General features: G+C 34.5%; 14 protein-coding genes and 1 tRNA gene. All 15 read left to right on the top strand.

Annotated elements, in window-relative coordinates:
* Positions 1 to 3 precede the first annotated feature (3 nt).
* The 15 genes from HJ01_RS11640 (at position 4) to HJ01_RS11570 (ending at position 14,305) form a co-directional block, all read left to right on the top strand.
* Positions 4 to 378 (top strand): diacylglycerol kinase family protein, encoded by a 375-nt coding sequence (locus tag HJ01_RS11640; protein ID WP_007138623.1) that lies wholly within the window; start codon positions 4 to 6, stop codon positions 376 to 378.
* 19 nt (positions 379 to 397) lie between these two features.
* On the top strand, positions 398 to 2,839 hold the full coding sequence (locus HJ01_RS11635) for a DNA translocase FtsK (RefSeq protein WP_007138622.1): 2,442 nt from the start codon (positions 398 to 400) through the stop codon (positions 2,837 to 2,839).
* Between the two features lie 4 nt (positions 2,840 to 2,843).
* On the top strand, positions 2,844 to 3,485 hold the full coding sequence (locus HJ01_RS11630) for a LolA family protein (protein WP_007138621.1): 642 nt from the start codon (positions 2,844 to 2,846) through the stop codon (positions 3,483 to 3,485).
* An 8-nt stretch (positions 3,486 to 3,493) separates the two neighbouring features.
* Positions 3,494 to 4,948, top strand: a complete 1,455-nt coding sequence (locus tag HJ01_RS11625) for an LptF/LptG family permease (protein WP_040473878.1) — start codon at positions 3,494 to 3,496, stop codon at positions 4,946 to 4,948.
* Positions 4,949 to 4,957: 9 nt separating this feature from the next.
* Positions 4,958 to 6,091: a 3,4-dihydroxy-2-butanone-4-phosphate synthase gene (gene ribB, locus HJ01_RS11620; protein ID WP_007138618.1), complete on the top strand. Its 1,134-nt coding sequence runs from the start codon at positions 4,958 to 4,960 to the stop codon at positions 6,089 to 6,091.
* Between the two features lie 167 nt (positions 6,092 to 6,258).
* Positions 6,259 to 6,343 (top strand) — tRNA-Ser (locus HJ01_RS11615).
* A 252-nt stretch (positions 6,344 to 6,595) separates the two neighbouring features.
* Positions 6,596 to 7,843 (top strand): site-specific integrase, encoded by a 1,248-nt coding sequence (locus HJ01_RS11610; protein ID WP_007138617.1) that lies wholly within the window; start codon positions 6,596 to 6,598, stop codon positions 7,841 to 7,843.
* Positions 7,844 to 7,941: 98 nt separating this feature from the next.
* Entirely contained in the window at positions 7,942 to 8,793 is an 852-nt protein-coding gene (locus HJ01_RS11605; RefSeq protein WP_040473877.1) for an RteC domain-containing protein, read from the top strand.
* 240 nt (positions 8,794 to 9,033) lie between these two features.
* Entirely contained in the window at positions 9,034 to 9,336 is a 303-nt protein-coding gene (locus tag HJ01_RS11600) for a helix-turn-helix domain-containing protein (RefSeq protein WP_050855227.1), read from the top strand.
* Between the two features lie 51 nt (positions 9,337 to 9,387).
* Complete coding sequence (locus HJ01_RS11595; protein ID WP_040473876.1) at positions 9,388 to 10,224, top strand: hypothetical protein; 837 nt, start codon at positions 9,388 to 9,390, stop codon at positions 10,222 to 10,224.
* Positions 10,208 to 10,867, top strand: coding sequence for a hypothetical protein (locus HJ01_RS11590; protein WP_007138613.1), 660 nt, complete (start codon positions 10,208 to 10,210; stop codon positions 10,865 to 10,867). The genes HJ01_RS11595 and HJ01_RS11590 overlap by 17 nt, the downstream gene beginning before the upstream one ends.
* Before the next feature lie 493 nt (positions 10,868 to 11,360).
* Positions 11,361 to 11,723: a hypothetical protein gene (locus HJ01_RS17170; RefSeq protein WP_007138612.1), complete on the top strand. Its 363-nt coding sequence runs from the start codon at positions 11,361 to 11,363 to the stop codon at positions 11,721 to 11,723.
* A gap of 629 nt (positions 11,724 to 12,352) precedes the next feature.
* Positions 12,353 to 12,976, top strand: a complete 624-nt coding sequence (locus tag HJ01_RS11580; protein WP_007138610.1) for a TerD family protein — start codon at positions 12,353 to 12,355, stop codon at positions 12,974 to 12,976.
* A 1-nt stretch (position 12,977) separates the two neighbouring features.
* On the top strand, positions 12,978 to 13,643 hold the full coding sequence (locus HJ01_RS11575) for a TerD family protein (RefSeq protein WP_007138609.1): 666 nt from the start codon (positions 12,978 to 12,980) through the stop codon (positions 13,641 to 13,643).
* Positions 13,640 to 14,305: an HAD family hydrolase gene (locus tag HJ01_RS11570; protein WP_007138608.1), complete on the top strand. Its 666-nt coding sequence runs from the start codon at positions 13,640 to 13,642 to the stop codon at positions 14,303 to 14,305. The genes HJ01_RS11575 and HJ01_RS11570 overlap by 4 nt, the downstream gene beginning before the upstream one ends.

Raw genomic sequence — 14,305 nt, 5'->3', positions numbered from 1 at the left:
TCAATGGAATTTCAAAAAGACAACACTTTCATTACAGGAAGGTTAAAAAGTGTTTCCTACGCTTTTAAAGGTGCGGCGAAGTTAATCACTACGGAACACAGTATAATGGTACAATTTTCAATTGGAATTTTGTTGACCGTTGCTGGATTCTATTTTGGTATTACTCCTACAGAGTGGCTTTTTCAAACCATGGCCATAGGCTTAGTGATGAGCATTGAAGGTCTTAATACTGCTGTCGAAAAAGTAGCCGATTTTATCCACCCCAACTATCATGAAAGAATTGGTTTTATAAAAGACATTGCGGCTGGAGCTGTTTTTTTTGCAGCTATAACTGCAATAATTATCGGTTTCATTATTTATATTCCAAGAATTACATAGGCATTAAGCACCAATAAGAATGACAAAAACAACAAAAAGAGAACCTTTAGACAAGAAAACAAATTCTAAAACTAAAGCAGATAAACCATGGGAATTAACAAAACAGCACAAAATCGTTTTGGGAAGTCTTCTTATATTGTTTTCTGTCGCTTTATTGGTTGCCTTTACATCCTTTTACATCCACGGACAAGAAGACCAAAGTGCTGTTTCTGAATTGACAGATAGAACCGAAACCGTTCAGAACTGGTTAGGTAAATTTGGAGCCTTTCTGGCTGACATTATTGTTTACAAAGGTTTTGGACTTGCTTCTTTCTTATTTGTAAGATTGTTTTTCCTGACAGGACTCTTCATGATTCTTGGTATGCCAACAAAAAAGCTAAAAGGGATCTGGTTTTGGGATTTATTTGCCTTAATTATCATATCCGTTTTATTAGGTTTTTTCGCAACCTCATTACCTGAATTAGGCGGTACGGTAGGTTATGAATTAAATTTATTTCTGCAGGATTATATTGGAAAAACCGGAACTCTACTGATTCTAATTTTTGGACTTATCATTTATGTGATATTTAAAATAAAACTATCTCCGGAAAAGATTCAGTCCTTTTTCGAAAACACTAAAAAAGAAATCAAATCAGATTTAGGGACAGCAGCTGCTCCAAAAGGTGACGGCGCTTACAATTTGGAAGAATTTGCGGTAACTGAAGAAAAAGAACGGGAAGACATTGTTATAAAACCAAAACCTTCCCAGTTTGAAGTGGATAAAGAAGCATTGAAACCCACAATTTCAAATTCCTCAGAAATCAAACTCACTCCTAGTCCTAAACCAACAGCCGCCGAAGTTGCCGCAGCGGATAACAGCTCGACTCTTGATGATACTTTCGTTGTTGAAACTGCTCCGGAAGAAGAAATTATTGAGGAGAATCTGGCATCTAGACTCGTTTCTGATTTTGGTCTATTCGATCCAACTTTGGATTTATCCAATTACAAATACCCAACAATTGATCTACTAAAAGAATATTCTACTGGAGGTATTACGATTAACCAAGAAGAATTAGAAGAAAATAAAAATAGGATTGTTGATACCCTTCGTAACTATAAAATTGAAATTGCTCAAATTAAAGCGACTGTTGGTCCATCAGTAACCTTATATGAAATTGTTCCTGAAGCGGGAATCCGTATATCAAAAATCAAGAATCTTGAGGATGATATCGCACTATCGCTTTCAGCATTAGGGATTCGTATCATTGCCCCTATTCCTGGGAAAGGAACTATTGGAATCGAGGTTCCAAACAAGAATCCTACCATGGTTTCGATGAAGAGCGTAATAGGCTCAGCGAAGTTTCAGGAAGCTGAAATGGAATTACCAATTGCCCTTGGCAAAACAATTTCAAATGAAACTTTTGTTGTCGATTTAGCAAAAATGCCCCATTTATTGATGGCTGGAGCTACTGGACAAGGAAAATCTGTTGGTTTAAATGCCGTTTTAACTTCTTTATTATACAAGAAACACCCTGCTGAAGTGAAGTTTGTTTTGGTTGACCCAAAAAAGGTTGAATTAACGCTTTTTAACAAAATTGAAAGACATTATTTAGCTAAACTTCCCGATTCAGAAGATGCAATTCTTACTGATAATGCTAAAGTGGTTAATACTTTAAACTCCTTATGCGTAGAAATGGACAATCGTTACTCGCTGTTGAAAGACGCGATGGTACGAAATATTAAAGAATACAATGAAAAATTTAAAGCACGAAAATTAAATCCAGACAATGGACACCGATTTTTACCTTATATAATATTAGTAGTTGATGAGTTTGCCGATTTGATAATGACTGCCGGTAAGGAGGTTGAAGTTCCCATTGCCCGTTTGGCCCAATTAGCCCGTGCCATAGGAATCCATTTAATTATTGCAACCCAAAGACCTTCGGTAAACGTGATAACTGGTTTGATAAAAGCGAATTTCCCAGCGCGAATAGCATTTAGAGTGACTTCAAAAATTGATTCCCGAACTATATTAGACACCGCAGGAGCTGACCAATTAATAGGACGTGGAGATATGCTTTACACTAATGGAAATGATATAGTACGTGTACAGTGTGCCTTTATAGACACTCCAGAGGTAGAAAAAATCACTGATTTCATTGGCTCACAGAAAGCATATGCTACCGCTTATTTGCTTCCTGAATTTGTAGGAGAAGATAGTGGCATTAATCTTGATGTGGATATATCCGAAAGAGATACTTTGTTTAGAGAAGCCGCCGAGATTATTGTGAATGCACAACAAGGTTCGGCATCATTGTTGCAAAGAAAACTAAAATTGGGCTACAATAGAGCCGGTCGATTAATAGACCAACTTGAAGCAGCCGGAATTGTAGGACCGTTTGAAGGAAGTAAAGCACGTGGTGTAAATATCCTGGACATGAGTTCTCTTGACCAATTTTTTAACAATGAACAAAATAATTAATACTATGAAAAAATTTATTCTAATTACCTTTATTCTTCTTTTTAGCTTTTCGACACAAGCCCAAGACAAAAAGGCAAAAGCCCTTTTAGATCAGGTAACCTCAAAAGTAAGAAGTTATAATAATATCGTAATTGATTTTAAATACTCTTTAAATAACGCTAAGGAAAATATTAATCAAGACAGTAAAGGAAACGTTACCATGAAAAACGACCAATATGTTTTGAATTTTATGGGGATCACAAAAATCTTTGACGGAAAGAAAACATACACTATTGTGCCAGAAGATGAAGAAATCACAATATCAAATCTAAACGAAAAAGACGACAGTGCTATTACGCCATCAAAAATGTTGACTTTTTTCAATAGTGGTTACCGATATTCAATGGATATCCTACAAGATGTAAGAGGTAGAAAGATACAATACATCAAGTTAGTTCCCACAAATGCCAAAGATCAAAGAAAAGAAATCCTTTTGGGTATTGATGTGCAAACAAAACACATCTATAATTTAATTGAAGTGGGGAAAAAAGGAACAAAAACAACTTTAACCGTTAATTCTTTTAAAACCAATCAACCTTTGTCAAAAAATCAATTTACCTTTGCCGAAAGTAAATATCCAAATTACTACATCAATAAATTAGATTAAATTATTAGGTGAAAATTCTCGACAAATACTTATTAAAAACATTCCTGATTACATTTACTACGGTATTTGTAATCTTGTTTTTTATATTCATACTTCAAACGGTTTGGCTATTTATAGCCGAGTTAGCCGGTAAAGATTTGGATATATCTTTAATTATTAAGTTTCTACTTTTTTCGATGCCTCGAATAATTCCCTTGGTATTACCTCTGTCCATTTTATTGGCTTCCATAATGACTTTTGGTAACCTGGCTGAAAATTATGAATTTGCGGCGATGAAATCTTCTGGTATCTCTTTACAAAGAGCTATGAGAAGCTTAACCGTATTCATACTACTACTAAGTGTTGTGGCATTCTTTTTTGCCAATAATGTCATCCCCTTTGCCGAATATAAGTTTATCAATTTCAGGAAAAACATTGCGCAAGTAAAACCCGCAATGGCTATAACGGAAGGCCAGTTTAGTGATGTGGGCTTATACAACATCAAAGTCAACAAAAAATCAGGAGAAAACGGTAATGTATTGACCGGTATCACTATTCATAAAAAATCGAACATTGGTGATGGAAGCAAAACCGTAATAAAAGCCAAAGACGGAATATTGATTAGTAGCGAAGAATCAAGCATACTGCAGTTAGTCTTGAATGATGGTAATTACTACGAAGACCTTGTTCCTAAAAAATATGAAGACCGCAGTAAATTACCTTTTGCTAAAAGTTCTTTCAAGAAATACACCATTAATATCGATTTATCCCAACTAAACCAAGTAGATGTTGACGACGAGAACATTGCCAACACTAATACCATGTTAACGGTAAATGAATTGCGATACACCCTCGATTCATTGGATAAAAACTTCAAAACAGATATCATTTCCTTTTCGGAAAATATTAATTTGAGAACCGGAATACCACAAAATAGCGCTAGTACAATTATTCTTGAAAAGACTGGTATGAAAGTAAATAAAAAGCTTCCTGACAACATTTTGTCATTATACACTAATGAGCAAAAATCAGAAATCTTAAAAATGGCTAGCAGCAATGTAACTAGCACGGGCTATTCTATCGATGCGACTCAAGTCAACTTAGCCAACAAACAGAAAAACATCAACAATCATTTACTAGCATTCTACGATAAATTCGTGATCGCATTTGCTTGTGTTATGATGTTTTTTATCGGTGCTCCGCTGGGTGCCATCATCAGGAAAGGTGGACTAGGGCTACCCATCATTTTTGCAGTTCTTATATTCATCTCATTTCATTTTATAAACACTTTTGGAAAAAGAATAGCACAAGAAAACGGCATGTCTCCTTTTATGGGTGCTTGGATGTCCTCTTTTATTTTGACGCCACTGGCCATACTGCTGACCTACAGAGCAACAAATGACATTGGCTTAATAAATATGGACGTTATTTTAGCTCCGCTCCAAAAATTATTTCAAAAATTATTTCCATCCAAAAAAAAATAAATCCTTATCATGGTTACAAGTAAAATAAAACTTAACACAATTGAAGAAGCAATAGAAGACATTCGACAAGGAAAAATCATTATTGTCGTTGATGATGAGGGGCGTGAAAACGAAGGTGACTTCTTGGCGGCAGCCGAAATGGTCACTCCAGAAATGATTAACTTCATGGCTACACACGGCCGCGGATTAATCTGCGCACCATTAACTGAAAGCCGTTGTAAAGAATTGGGCCTGCATGTAATGGTTACTAACAATACTGATCCAATGGAGACAGCCTTTACGGTTTCTGTTGATTTAAGAGGAAACGGAGTAACTACAGGAATATCTGCTGGTGATAGAGCTAAAACTGTATTAGCCTTGGCATCTGGAGATACTAAGCCGCATGATTTAGCCAGACCTGGACATATATTTCCATTGATTGCAAAACAAGGTGGTGTTCTTAGAAGAACTGGGCATACGGAAGCAGCAATTGATTTTGCAAGACTTGCCGGATTTAAATCGGCCGGGGTTATTGTAGAAGTCATGAATGACGACGGTACCATGGCTCGTTTACCACAATTAGTAAAAGTGGCCAAAAAATTTGATTTGAAATTGGTTTCTATCGAAGACCTTGTAGCATACAGAATGCAACACGACAGCCTAATCATAAAAAAAGAAGATTTTGATATCCAAACCCGTTTTGGAGCGTTCCGTCTAAGAGCATACGAACAAACAACTAATAAACAAATTCATATTGCTTTAACAAAAGGCACTTGGAATTTAGGCGATGCCGTTTTAACACGAATCCACTCTTCACAAGTAAATAATGACTTGTTAGGAACCCTGACTAATAATGAAGACCAACAATTAGACGACATGTTTAAGGTGATTAATGAGCAAGGAAAGGGAGCTGTGATTTTTATAAACCAAGACATGCAATCGGTAAATTTATTGAACCGCTTATCTGAGCTAAAAGTAATACAAGCAGCTGGAGAAATCAAAGCGCCAAAAATCAAAATTGACAGCAAAGATTTTGGTATTGGAGCACAAATTTTGCACGATATAGACATTTCAAAAATTCGATTGGTATCTAATACTCAACAAGAAAAACGTGTTGGAATGATAGGTTACGGCCTTGAAATAACGGAATACGTAAACTATTAGAACTATTCTTAATTGTTTTTAATTTTATTTCAATCGCTAATAGAAAGAGAATGAAACAATTAAAAAGTAAATTTAAAAATAGTCCGTTTTTTTACCCAAATAGGCTGTGAAAACCAAAAAAGCACCTTATATTTGCACTCGCAATCAGCAAATGATTGTCGCTCACTGGAGAAATGGCAGAGCGGTCGAATGCGGCAGTCTTGAAAACTGTTGACTGTTACAGGTCCGGGGGTTCGAATCCCTCTTTCTCCGCGAGAGAATTCTCAAAATGAACTAAAACCCTTTAAACATCACTGTTTAAGGGGTTTTTTCTTTTCACCGAATAACCAAATTATTCATTATTTCTCGAAAAATCGGTGCACAATCGGTGCACTTGGGATATAGAGGAAAAAAAGTGCACCGAATTTTGGCTCAACCCTAGTAAAACAAGCCGTTCACAGAATGAACATCTTGACTTTTATTGACATTTAAACTAATTTAATTATCAATTTAAAGGTTGCCACTATGAAAACAAAAATCACAGTACTTTATTATTTAAGAAAATCTAAAGTCAACGCACAGGCACAAATGCCAATTTACCAACGTATCACTATCAATGGCCAACGCTTTGACGTGAGCACTGGATTGTTTGTCGAAGAACAAAAATGGTCCTCTGAAGCATCTAAAATGAAAGGTAACACCGAAGAAGCTCGTATGTTTAATGGTCGGCTTGACATGATGAGAGCCATCGTTTACGAAACGGAGAAAAAACTTTTCATGAACCAGATCGAAATTACCTTTGAGAGTTTCAAAAATGAGTTTCAGGGCAAAAAAGAACGGGCGCGAATGTTAATCCCGATCTTCCAAGAACACAACCGCAAGATCAAGGAATTAGTGGGTCAAGAATATGCTCCTGGAACATTGGAACGCTATGAAACTTCGTTAAAGCACACCAAAAATTTTCTCTTCTGGAAATACAATCTGACGGACATCAATATCGAAAAAATTGATCATGCATTTATCATGGAATATGAATTCTACCTGCGCAGCGAGAGAAAATGTGCCAATAACACCGCCGTTAAATACATCAAGAACTTCCACAAGATAATTAACCAATGTTTGTCCAACGGATGGCTAAACAAGGATCCTTTCTCCAATTACAAAGCGAAAGTCAAAGAAGTCGTTCGCGATTTCCTTTCTGAAGCCGAAATAGAGCAAATGATCAACAAAAAATTTGTTTCTGAGCGATTGGAACTCGTTCGCGACATATTCGTTTTTAGCTGCTTTACGGGCTTGGCTTACATTGACGTAAAACAATTAACGCTAGACAATATTGCCTTGGGTATAGATGGCGATAAGTGGATATTCAAGAACCGACAAAAAACAGATACCGCTTCCAAAATTCCATTATTACCAATGGCGCAAGAAATTATCGACAAATATGCGGAGCATCCGGTTTGCCAAAATGAGAATCGCCTCCTCCCTATTTTGACCAACCAAAAAATGAATGCTTATCTTAAGGAAATCGCAGATGTTTGCGAAATCAAAAAAGAATTGACCTTCCATATTGCCCGACATACCTTTGCAACAACTGTGACACTTTCTAACGGTGTTCCACTGGAAACGGTCAGCAAAATGTTGGGGCATACCAGCCTAAAAACCACCCAACATTATGCTAAAATTTTGGACAAGAAAATTAGCGAGGATATGATGATTTTAAAAACCAAATTCGCTTCGAAACCACTTAAAGAGAAAAAGTTAAGTAATCTCTAGGCTGAGGTGCTGTTCATAACTTTTTAGCAAAAAACTGACAAATTATCAATACAAAATGGTTTATTTTGATATTCTCAATTTAAACCATTTTGTATTTTATGGAGGTCAATTATATCAGCTATTTTAACGAATTTGAAAGAGAATATGAAGTAATAAAAAATGCTTCGGATGATGTTTTGACCATTTATTTAGATATTTTACACTTCATTGAAAAGAAATTAAAAGAGATATACAAATGGCTAAAAAAATATGTGTTTCTATCGATCCAGGAAGAAATATATTTTTTCAAAGAGTTGAAACCAAGAATGGTTTCAAAACTCCTCTTTTATAAAGAGCTTTTAAAATTAGAAGCTTCTTTACCACCAAGCAAAAAGAATAAAAAAAAGCATTACGAACAGCTGCTAACTACAATTCATCAATATGTTAAAGCCAATAGAGAGTTTTATGAATACTATCGTTCGAGGACATCTTTCAGGGATGAAGACCTTTTTGTACGTCGTTGCTACAAAGACATAATTAAATACGATTGTTGTCTTATTAATTTTGACTCGAAACTAAGTACTTCACACGATTTTAACGTGGCTACAATTATTGCAAACGATATGTTGACAAATCATCTAGAAAACAAATTAGATGAACTCAATGGCAAGAGTAAATCTAATAGTACACAGATAGATCACAAATTCAATTGGACCGGTACAAAAGTAGATATGACAGAACTCGTATATGCATTTCAAGCTACTGGTTGTATCAATAATGGGAATTTTGATTTAAAAGAATTGGCCATTTTTTTAGGCACAATGTTAAATGTAGAAATTGATTCCAATCTATACGGAAACTACTCGGATATAAAATCTAGAAAAGTTTCAAAAACAAGATTCATAAACACGATGTCAGATAAACTCATTGAGAAAATGGACAACGAGGATTCAAAAAAGAAGAATCAATAAAACACCCCATTGGGTTCAACTTGGGTTCCAGCTGGCAAGCCTCTGTTTTACGTTGGATAACCCCAAAATCCAAATGGGAAAAATCAGCGCTCAAATGTTAAAATTTAAAAACAGAATCCAACAATCATAAGGGTTCTGTTTTTTTTTGATGAATAATTACACCCTACTTGGGTTGCCCTTGGGAAGTAAAAACAACCAAATGAAAGTAATTTGTCTCATAACAAATCAAACACTTTCATTATGAACTTACATCCAAAAAAACTCTTCCCGGAAATCGACAACTATGAGTTGTTAAATCACCAAATGGTAACCAAAAGAGATCTCCTCAACTTTGGCAACGCGCTACTCCACGAAATCCAATGTGGCAAACCAACGGTGGAACAACCTGCCCAATGGCTCAAATCTTCCGAAGTTCGCAAACTCCTCAAAATTTCTCCAGGCACTTTACAAAATCTTCGCATCAAAGGAACCATAAACTACAACCGAATCGGCGGCACCATTTACTATAAATACGACGACATCTTAAAAATGCTCAACAAATAACAGCTCGCTCTTAACTTTTTTTCACTTCTCACTTCTCACTATTCACTAATTATGAACTACATCAAACACCTCACCGGCTTTTTCGAAAAAGTATCAACCGACTTCGATCTCAACCCAACACACATCAGCCTCTATATGGCCATATTCCAATTATGGAACCTGAACCGTTTCCAAAATCCGATTGGCATTTCCAGAGACGAATTAATGCGTATCAGCAAAATCGCTTCCTATGCAACCTATCACAAGTGTATCCGGGAATTGGATGAAAGAAATTTTGTAAAATACAAGCCGTCGTACAATCCGTTCAAAGGATCCACGCTCGAAGTAATCAACTTGGATTTCTACACCAAACCAATTCAGAAAAAGGAAATAAAAAAACTCAAAACCCAGCAAAAAAACAAACAAGTCAATGAACAAGCTATTGCACAAGTTGATGAACAGGATATTGAACAAGTGCTAAACAAGCACTGTACAAGCACTGAACTTCTACCTTATATAAACAATACAAACAGTTTAAACATGGTAAACGGGCAAGCACAAAAAAATAAAGAGAATAAAGCCGATTTTTTATTAGAGAATGAACAAAACATCCAAAAAAAGTTGCGCGAAAAAAAAGGCATAGAACCTAGCGAAAAAATCCCTCCCGTTTGGGAAGAGGTACTCCCCTTTTTTAAGGAGAAAAACAATTCCGAAATCGAAGCTCAAAAATTTTACAACCATTTCCAAAGCAATGGCTGGCTCGTGGGCGGAAAATCAAAAATGAAAGACTGGAAAGCAGCTGCTAGGAACTGGATGCTGAATGCCAATAAATTCCAGCCAAAATCAAACCTGCCCCAGCCCAACCATTTACAAATCTCAAATAATAAAAATTATGCCGAACCATTGTAAATTAATTACTGACACTTTCGAAATTCAAAACGGCCAAAAAATCTATGATTTCAACAAATGTCTATCCTTTATTGAATCCCAGGGAAAAGAACATTACGGTCAATCCTTTAAAATAAACATCCTCGATATCCCGACCATTTACAAATTGGTCATCTATATGATCAAAGATCAAAACACGGCCTTAAAATTGCAAATTGACCTCTCCAAAGGCATTTTATTGTCGGGTCCAATTGGATGCGGAAAAACCTCAATAATGCACCTCATAAGGCCATTTGCAAATCCTTTGTCCGATTATAAAATCAAAACCTGCCGTGAAATATCTTTCGAATTCGCCAAAAAAGGTTTTGATGCCATCAACAAATACACCCTAAAACAAAATTTTCAATCCCGCCTTTCCGGCTATTGCTTTGATGATTTGGGTGCCGAACAACAAATAAAACATTTTGGAAACGATTGCAATGTAATGGCTGAGGTACTCATAAGCCGATACGAGCAGTTTATAGAGAACAATTCCATTACTCACCTTACCTCTAACCTATCCGCTTCCGAAATTGAAATGCTATACGGCAACCGGCTGCGATCCAGAATGCGACAAATGTTCAATTTAATAACATTCAATAAAGAAACTACTGATAAGCGCTAAATTGAATCAAACCGTTAATAATTGTTTAACGGCATCACCTTTAATGCAAGTACCACAAACAAAAGAGACACTCTTTTCAGAGTGTCTCTCAGTCTATGATTTTGATTCATTATCCAATTCTATTGTTAGTAAAATTGACAGTTGAAGTTACACAATCTGTCTTGAAACAATTAAGCCAAGTTCAAAACCTGTAATCCATTAACCAATCGAAATCAATACTCAAATATACAATAATCATCTGATTTACACAACTATACACATCCAAAACATATAACATATATAGAACTTTAACAAAACTACGAGCTTATGGGTCTGCTCCAGCCTCCGGTAAAAGCTCAACCGGATCGACTTCGACAAAAACACCCTCGACAAACGATGATGTCATTACAACGCACTAAGCAAAATACGGCATCACTTCGAGCAATTTTTATGCTTTCACTTAAAATTCTATCGAGAAGCAACCTTAAACTTTAAACTTTTTAAACAATAACAAATGAAAAACTTCTGGAACTGGTTCCTCGACAACCAACACAGCTTCAAAAACTTAATCAATGAAACCTCTCAAAACCAATCATATATAATATATTGGATAAAGCAAAACCTCAACTACTATTGCAGAGAACTGGATTTTATGATTGTTTTCCCAAAAACCTCAACAGACCGTTTCGAATTAATAATTACCGCCAATGGCAACCCTGAATACTTCAAACAAGTTATTGACCTGATGGACAATGCTCCAGTATTAAAAACATGGAAATTCACAGCTTCTATTGACTCAAAAGAAACCATTGAAAAAAGGATAAACAAACTAGAACATCCCCTTATAATTCAGGATATTAATCTCAAACAAGACTAGGTAAAATTCATTCCAATTAATCTGGTGGAACACGGTAAAAAACAGACCATTCACATCCATCTAAAAAACCACACTATTCACTGCAGCAGCAAAACACTCTACCACGCAATATTCATTATTTTGGAAAAACTTACATTAAATCCAATTTTGTTTAAAGACATCCATTTGGTACAGCTTTCACAAAGCAATAGTCAGAAAATAGAAATAGTTTATTTGCATGAATTCCAAGAATACTTAAACTATTTTAACTATAATCAAATCCAAACATCTAATTTTTAAATAATTAATAAAATAAAACCTCAATTAATGATTATAAAAAAAATATTAAATATCACTAAAAGTGGGTATTGTGAAATCATTTAAAACCACCTTAATTTACATTTTAACAATCAAAAGACTATAATTTGATATAAAAACAAATGGAAATAAAGATCAAATTAGATATTTATTTTCTTCAAATGTGGAAAACCGTAAAGAATAGTTTTTTATTGGGTGTAGGTTTGGTCTGATAAAAAATATTGACCAGAAATGATATTCGATAAGAAAATCAACAATAATCAAGGACATACATGACAATTTTATATAGTCATCAAGCAGAAAGTAAAAATTTAAAATAAAATATAATTAATATGGCAATCAATCTACAGAAAGGACAGAAAATAGATATTGGTTTATCAAAAATAACAGTTGGTTTAGGTTGGGATCCTAATGAAGGCACAGGTCACGATTTTGATTTGGATGCTTCAGCTATTATGATTAATTCACAAAGAAAACTTTTAAGTGAAAATCATTTTATATTTTATAATAATTTATGTGGTACTGGTCACAATGACCCCAAGCAATGTGTCAGTAATAATTGTTTGCCAGGGGTTTATGGTTTGCTTCATACTGGAGATGATCCTACTGGAGGTAAAAGTGATGGAGATGATGACGAAGAAATTAAAATTGATTTGACTAAAGTGCCTCTAGATGTAAATGAAATTTTATTTGTTGTTACAATTGAAGATTTTGAAGCTCGACGACAAAACTTTGGACAAGTTAGAAATTCATACATAAGGATTATAGATAATTCTAATGGTCAAGAAATTGCAAAGTATGAATTAGATGAAGATTTCTCAGTTGTAACAGGCGTGGAATTCGGACGCCTTTACAGACGAAACGGTGAATGGAAGTTTGAAGCTTCAGGAATTGGTTATAAAGCAGACTTAGGATTCTTTTTAGAAAAATATTACTCAGGACAAATTATAAAATAAAATGGCAATAAATCTTCAAAAAGGTCAAACAATTGACTTACGTAAAAATGATAAAGGAGAAACTTTTGATTTATCAACTGTTACTATAGGACTGGGATGGGATGTTAAACAAAAGGACAGTGGTTTCTTTGGTAAACTTTTCGGTGGTGTTAAAGAAGAAGAATATGATTTGGACGCAATTGCCTTTCTACTGGATAGCAATGGTAAAGTTGCAAACATCGGAAGAACCGCAAATGTAAATGGTAGACAAGTAGGACTATACGAGGGTGACATTATATTTTTTAATTCTTTAAACCATCCTTCTGGAAAAATCTGGTTAACCGGAGATAATAGAACTGGAGAAGGTGATGGTGATGACGAACAAATTATAGTGAAATTAGACTCATTAGACGAAAAATATAAAAAAATAATATTTCTAGTTACCATTTACCAAGGAAAGCAAAATAATCAACATTTTGGATTAGTAGAAAATGCATTTATTAGAGCAGTCGATGCAAAGGGGAAAGAAATTGCAAAATTTAATTTATCTGGTGACTCATCTTTAAATGGAATGTGTGCTATGGTTTTTGCTGAAGCTTATCGAAAAGATAATGAATGGAAATTTAGAGCAATTGGAGAACCTAAACACACGGATAATTTTGTAGACATTTTAAAATCTTACACTTGAAAATAGATTATAAAAAATACAGTCATGTTTCATTTGATTTATGGCTAACCTTAATAAAATCAAATCCAGAATTTAAAAGCAAAAGAAATCAATTATTTAAAGATTTTTTTAAAGTTGAAGCTTCCATTGAAAAAATCACTGAAGTAGTAAGATACTATGATGTCTTATGCAACAATACTAATGAGAAAACAGGATTAAACATTGACACATTTGAAATCTATTATTTAATTCTAAATGCTCTAAAAGTAAGTGTGAATGAAATTAATACAGAGCAATTAAATCAATTTTATAAAGAAACTGAAATGTTATTCATGGACTACAAACCGCAATTAATTAATCCACAAACAGATTCATTGTTTAAGGAAATTATATCGCAAAATAAGACCATTAACATTTTAAGCAATACTGGATTTATAAAAGGATATACATTAAGAAAATTAATTACTCACTATGGATTGAATGAATATTTTAAGTTTCAAATATATTCTGATGAAGTTGGCTATTCTAAACCAAATCCCAAAATGTTTCAACTAGTACATGACGAAATAAATAGCTTTAAAAACGTTCAAAAAAATGAAGTTATACACATAGGAGATAATCAAACAGCTGATTACAATGGAGCGATTAGCTTTGGATTTGATGCTTACCTTTTAAAAAATTAA

Origin of the sequence: Flavobacterium frigoris PS1 (assembly GCF_000252125.1) — a bacterium.
GTDB classification, from domain to species: Bacteria; Bacteroidota; Bacteroidia; order Flavobacteriales; family Flavobacteriaceae; genus Flavobacterium; species Flavobacterium frigoris_A.
Note: the sequence above shows the minus strand (reverse complement) of the source record. Positions and strands in the feature narration are given on the sequence as shown.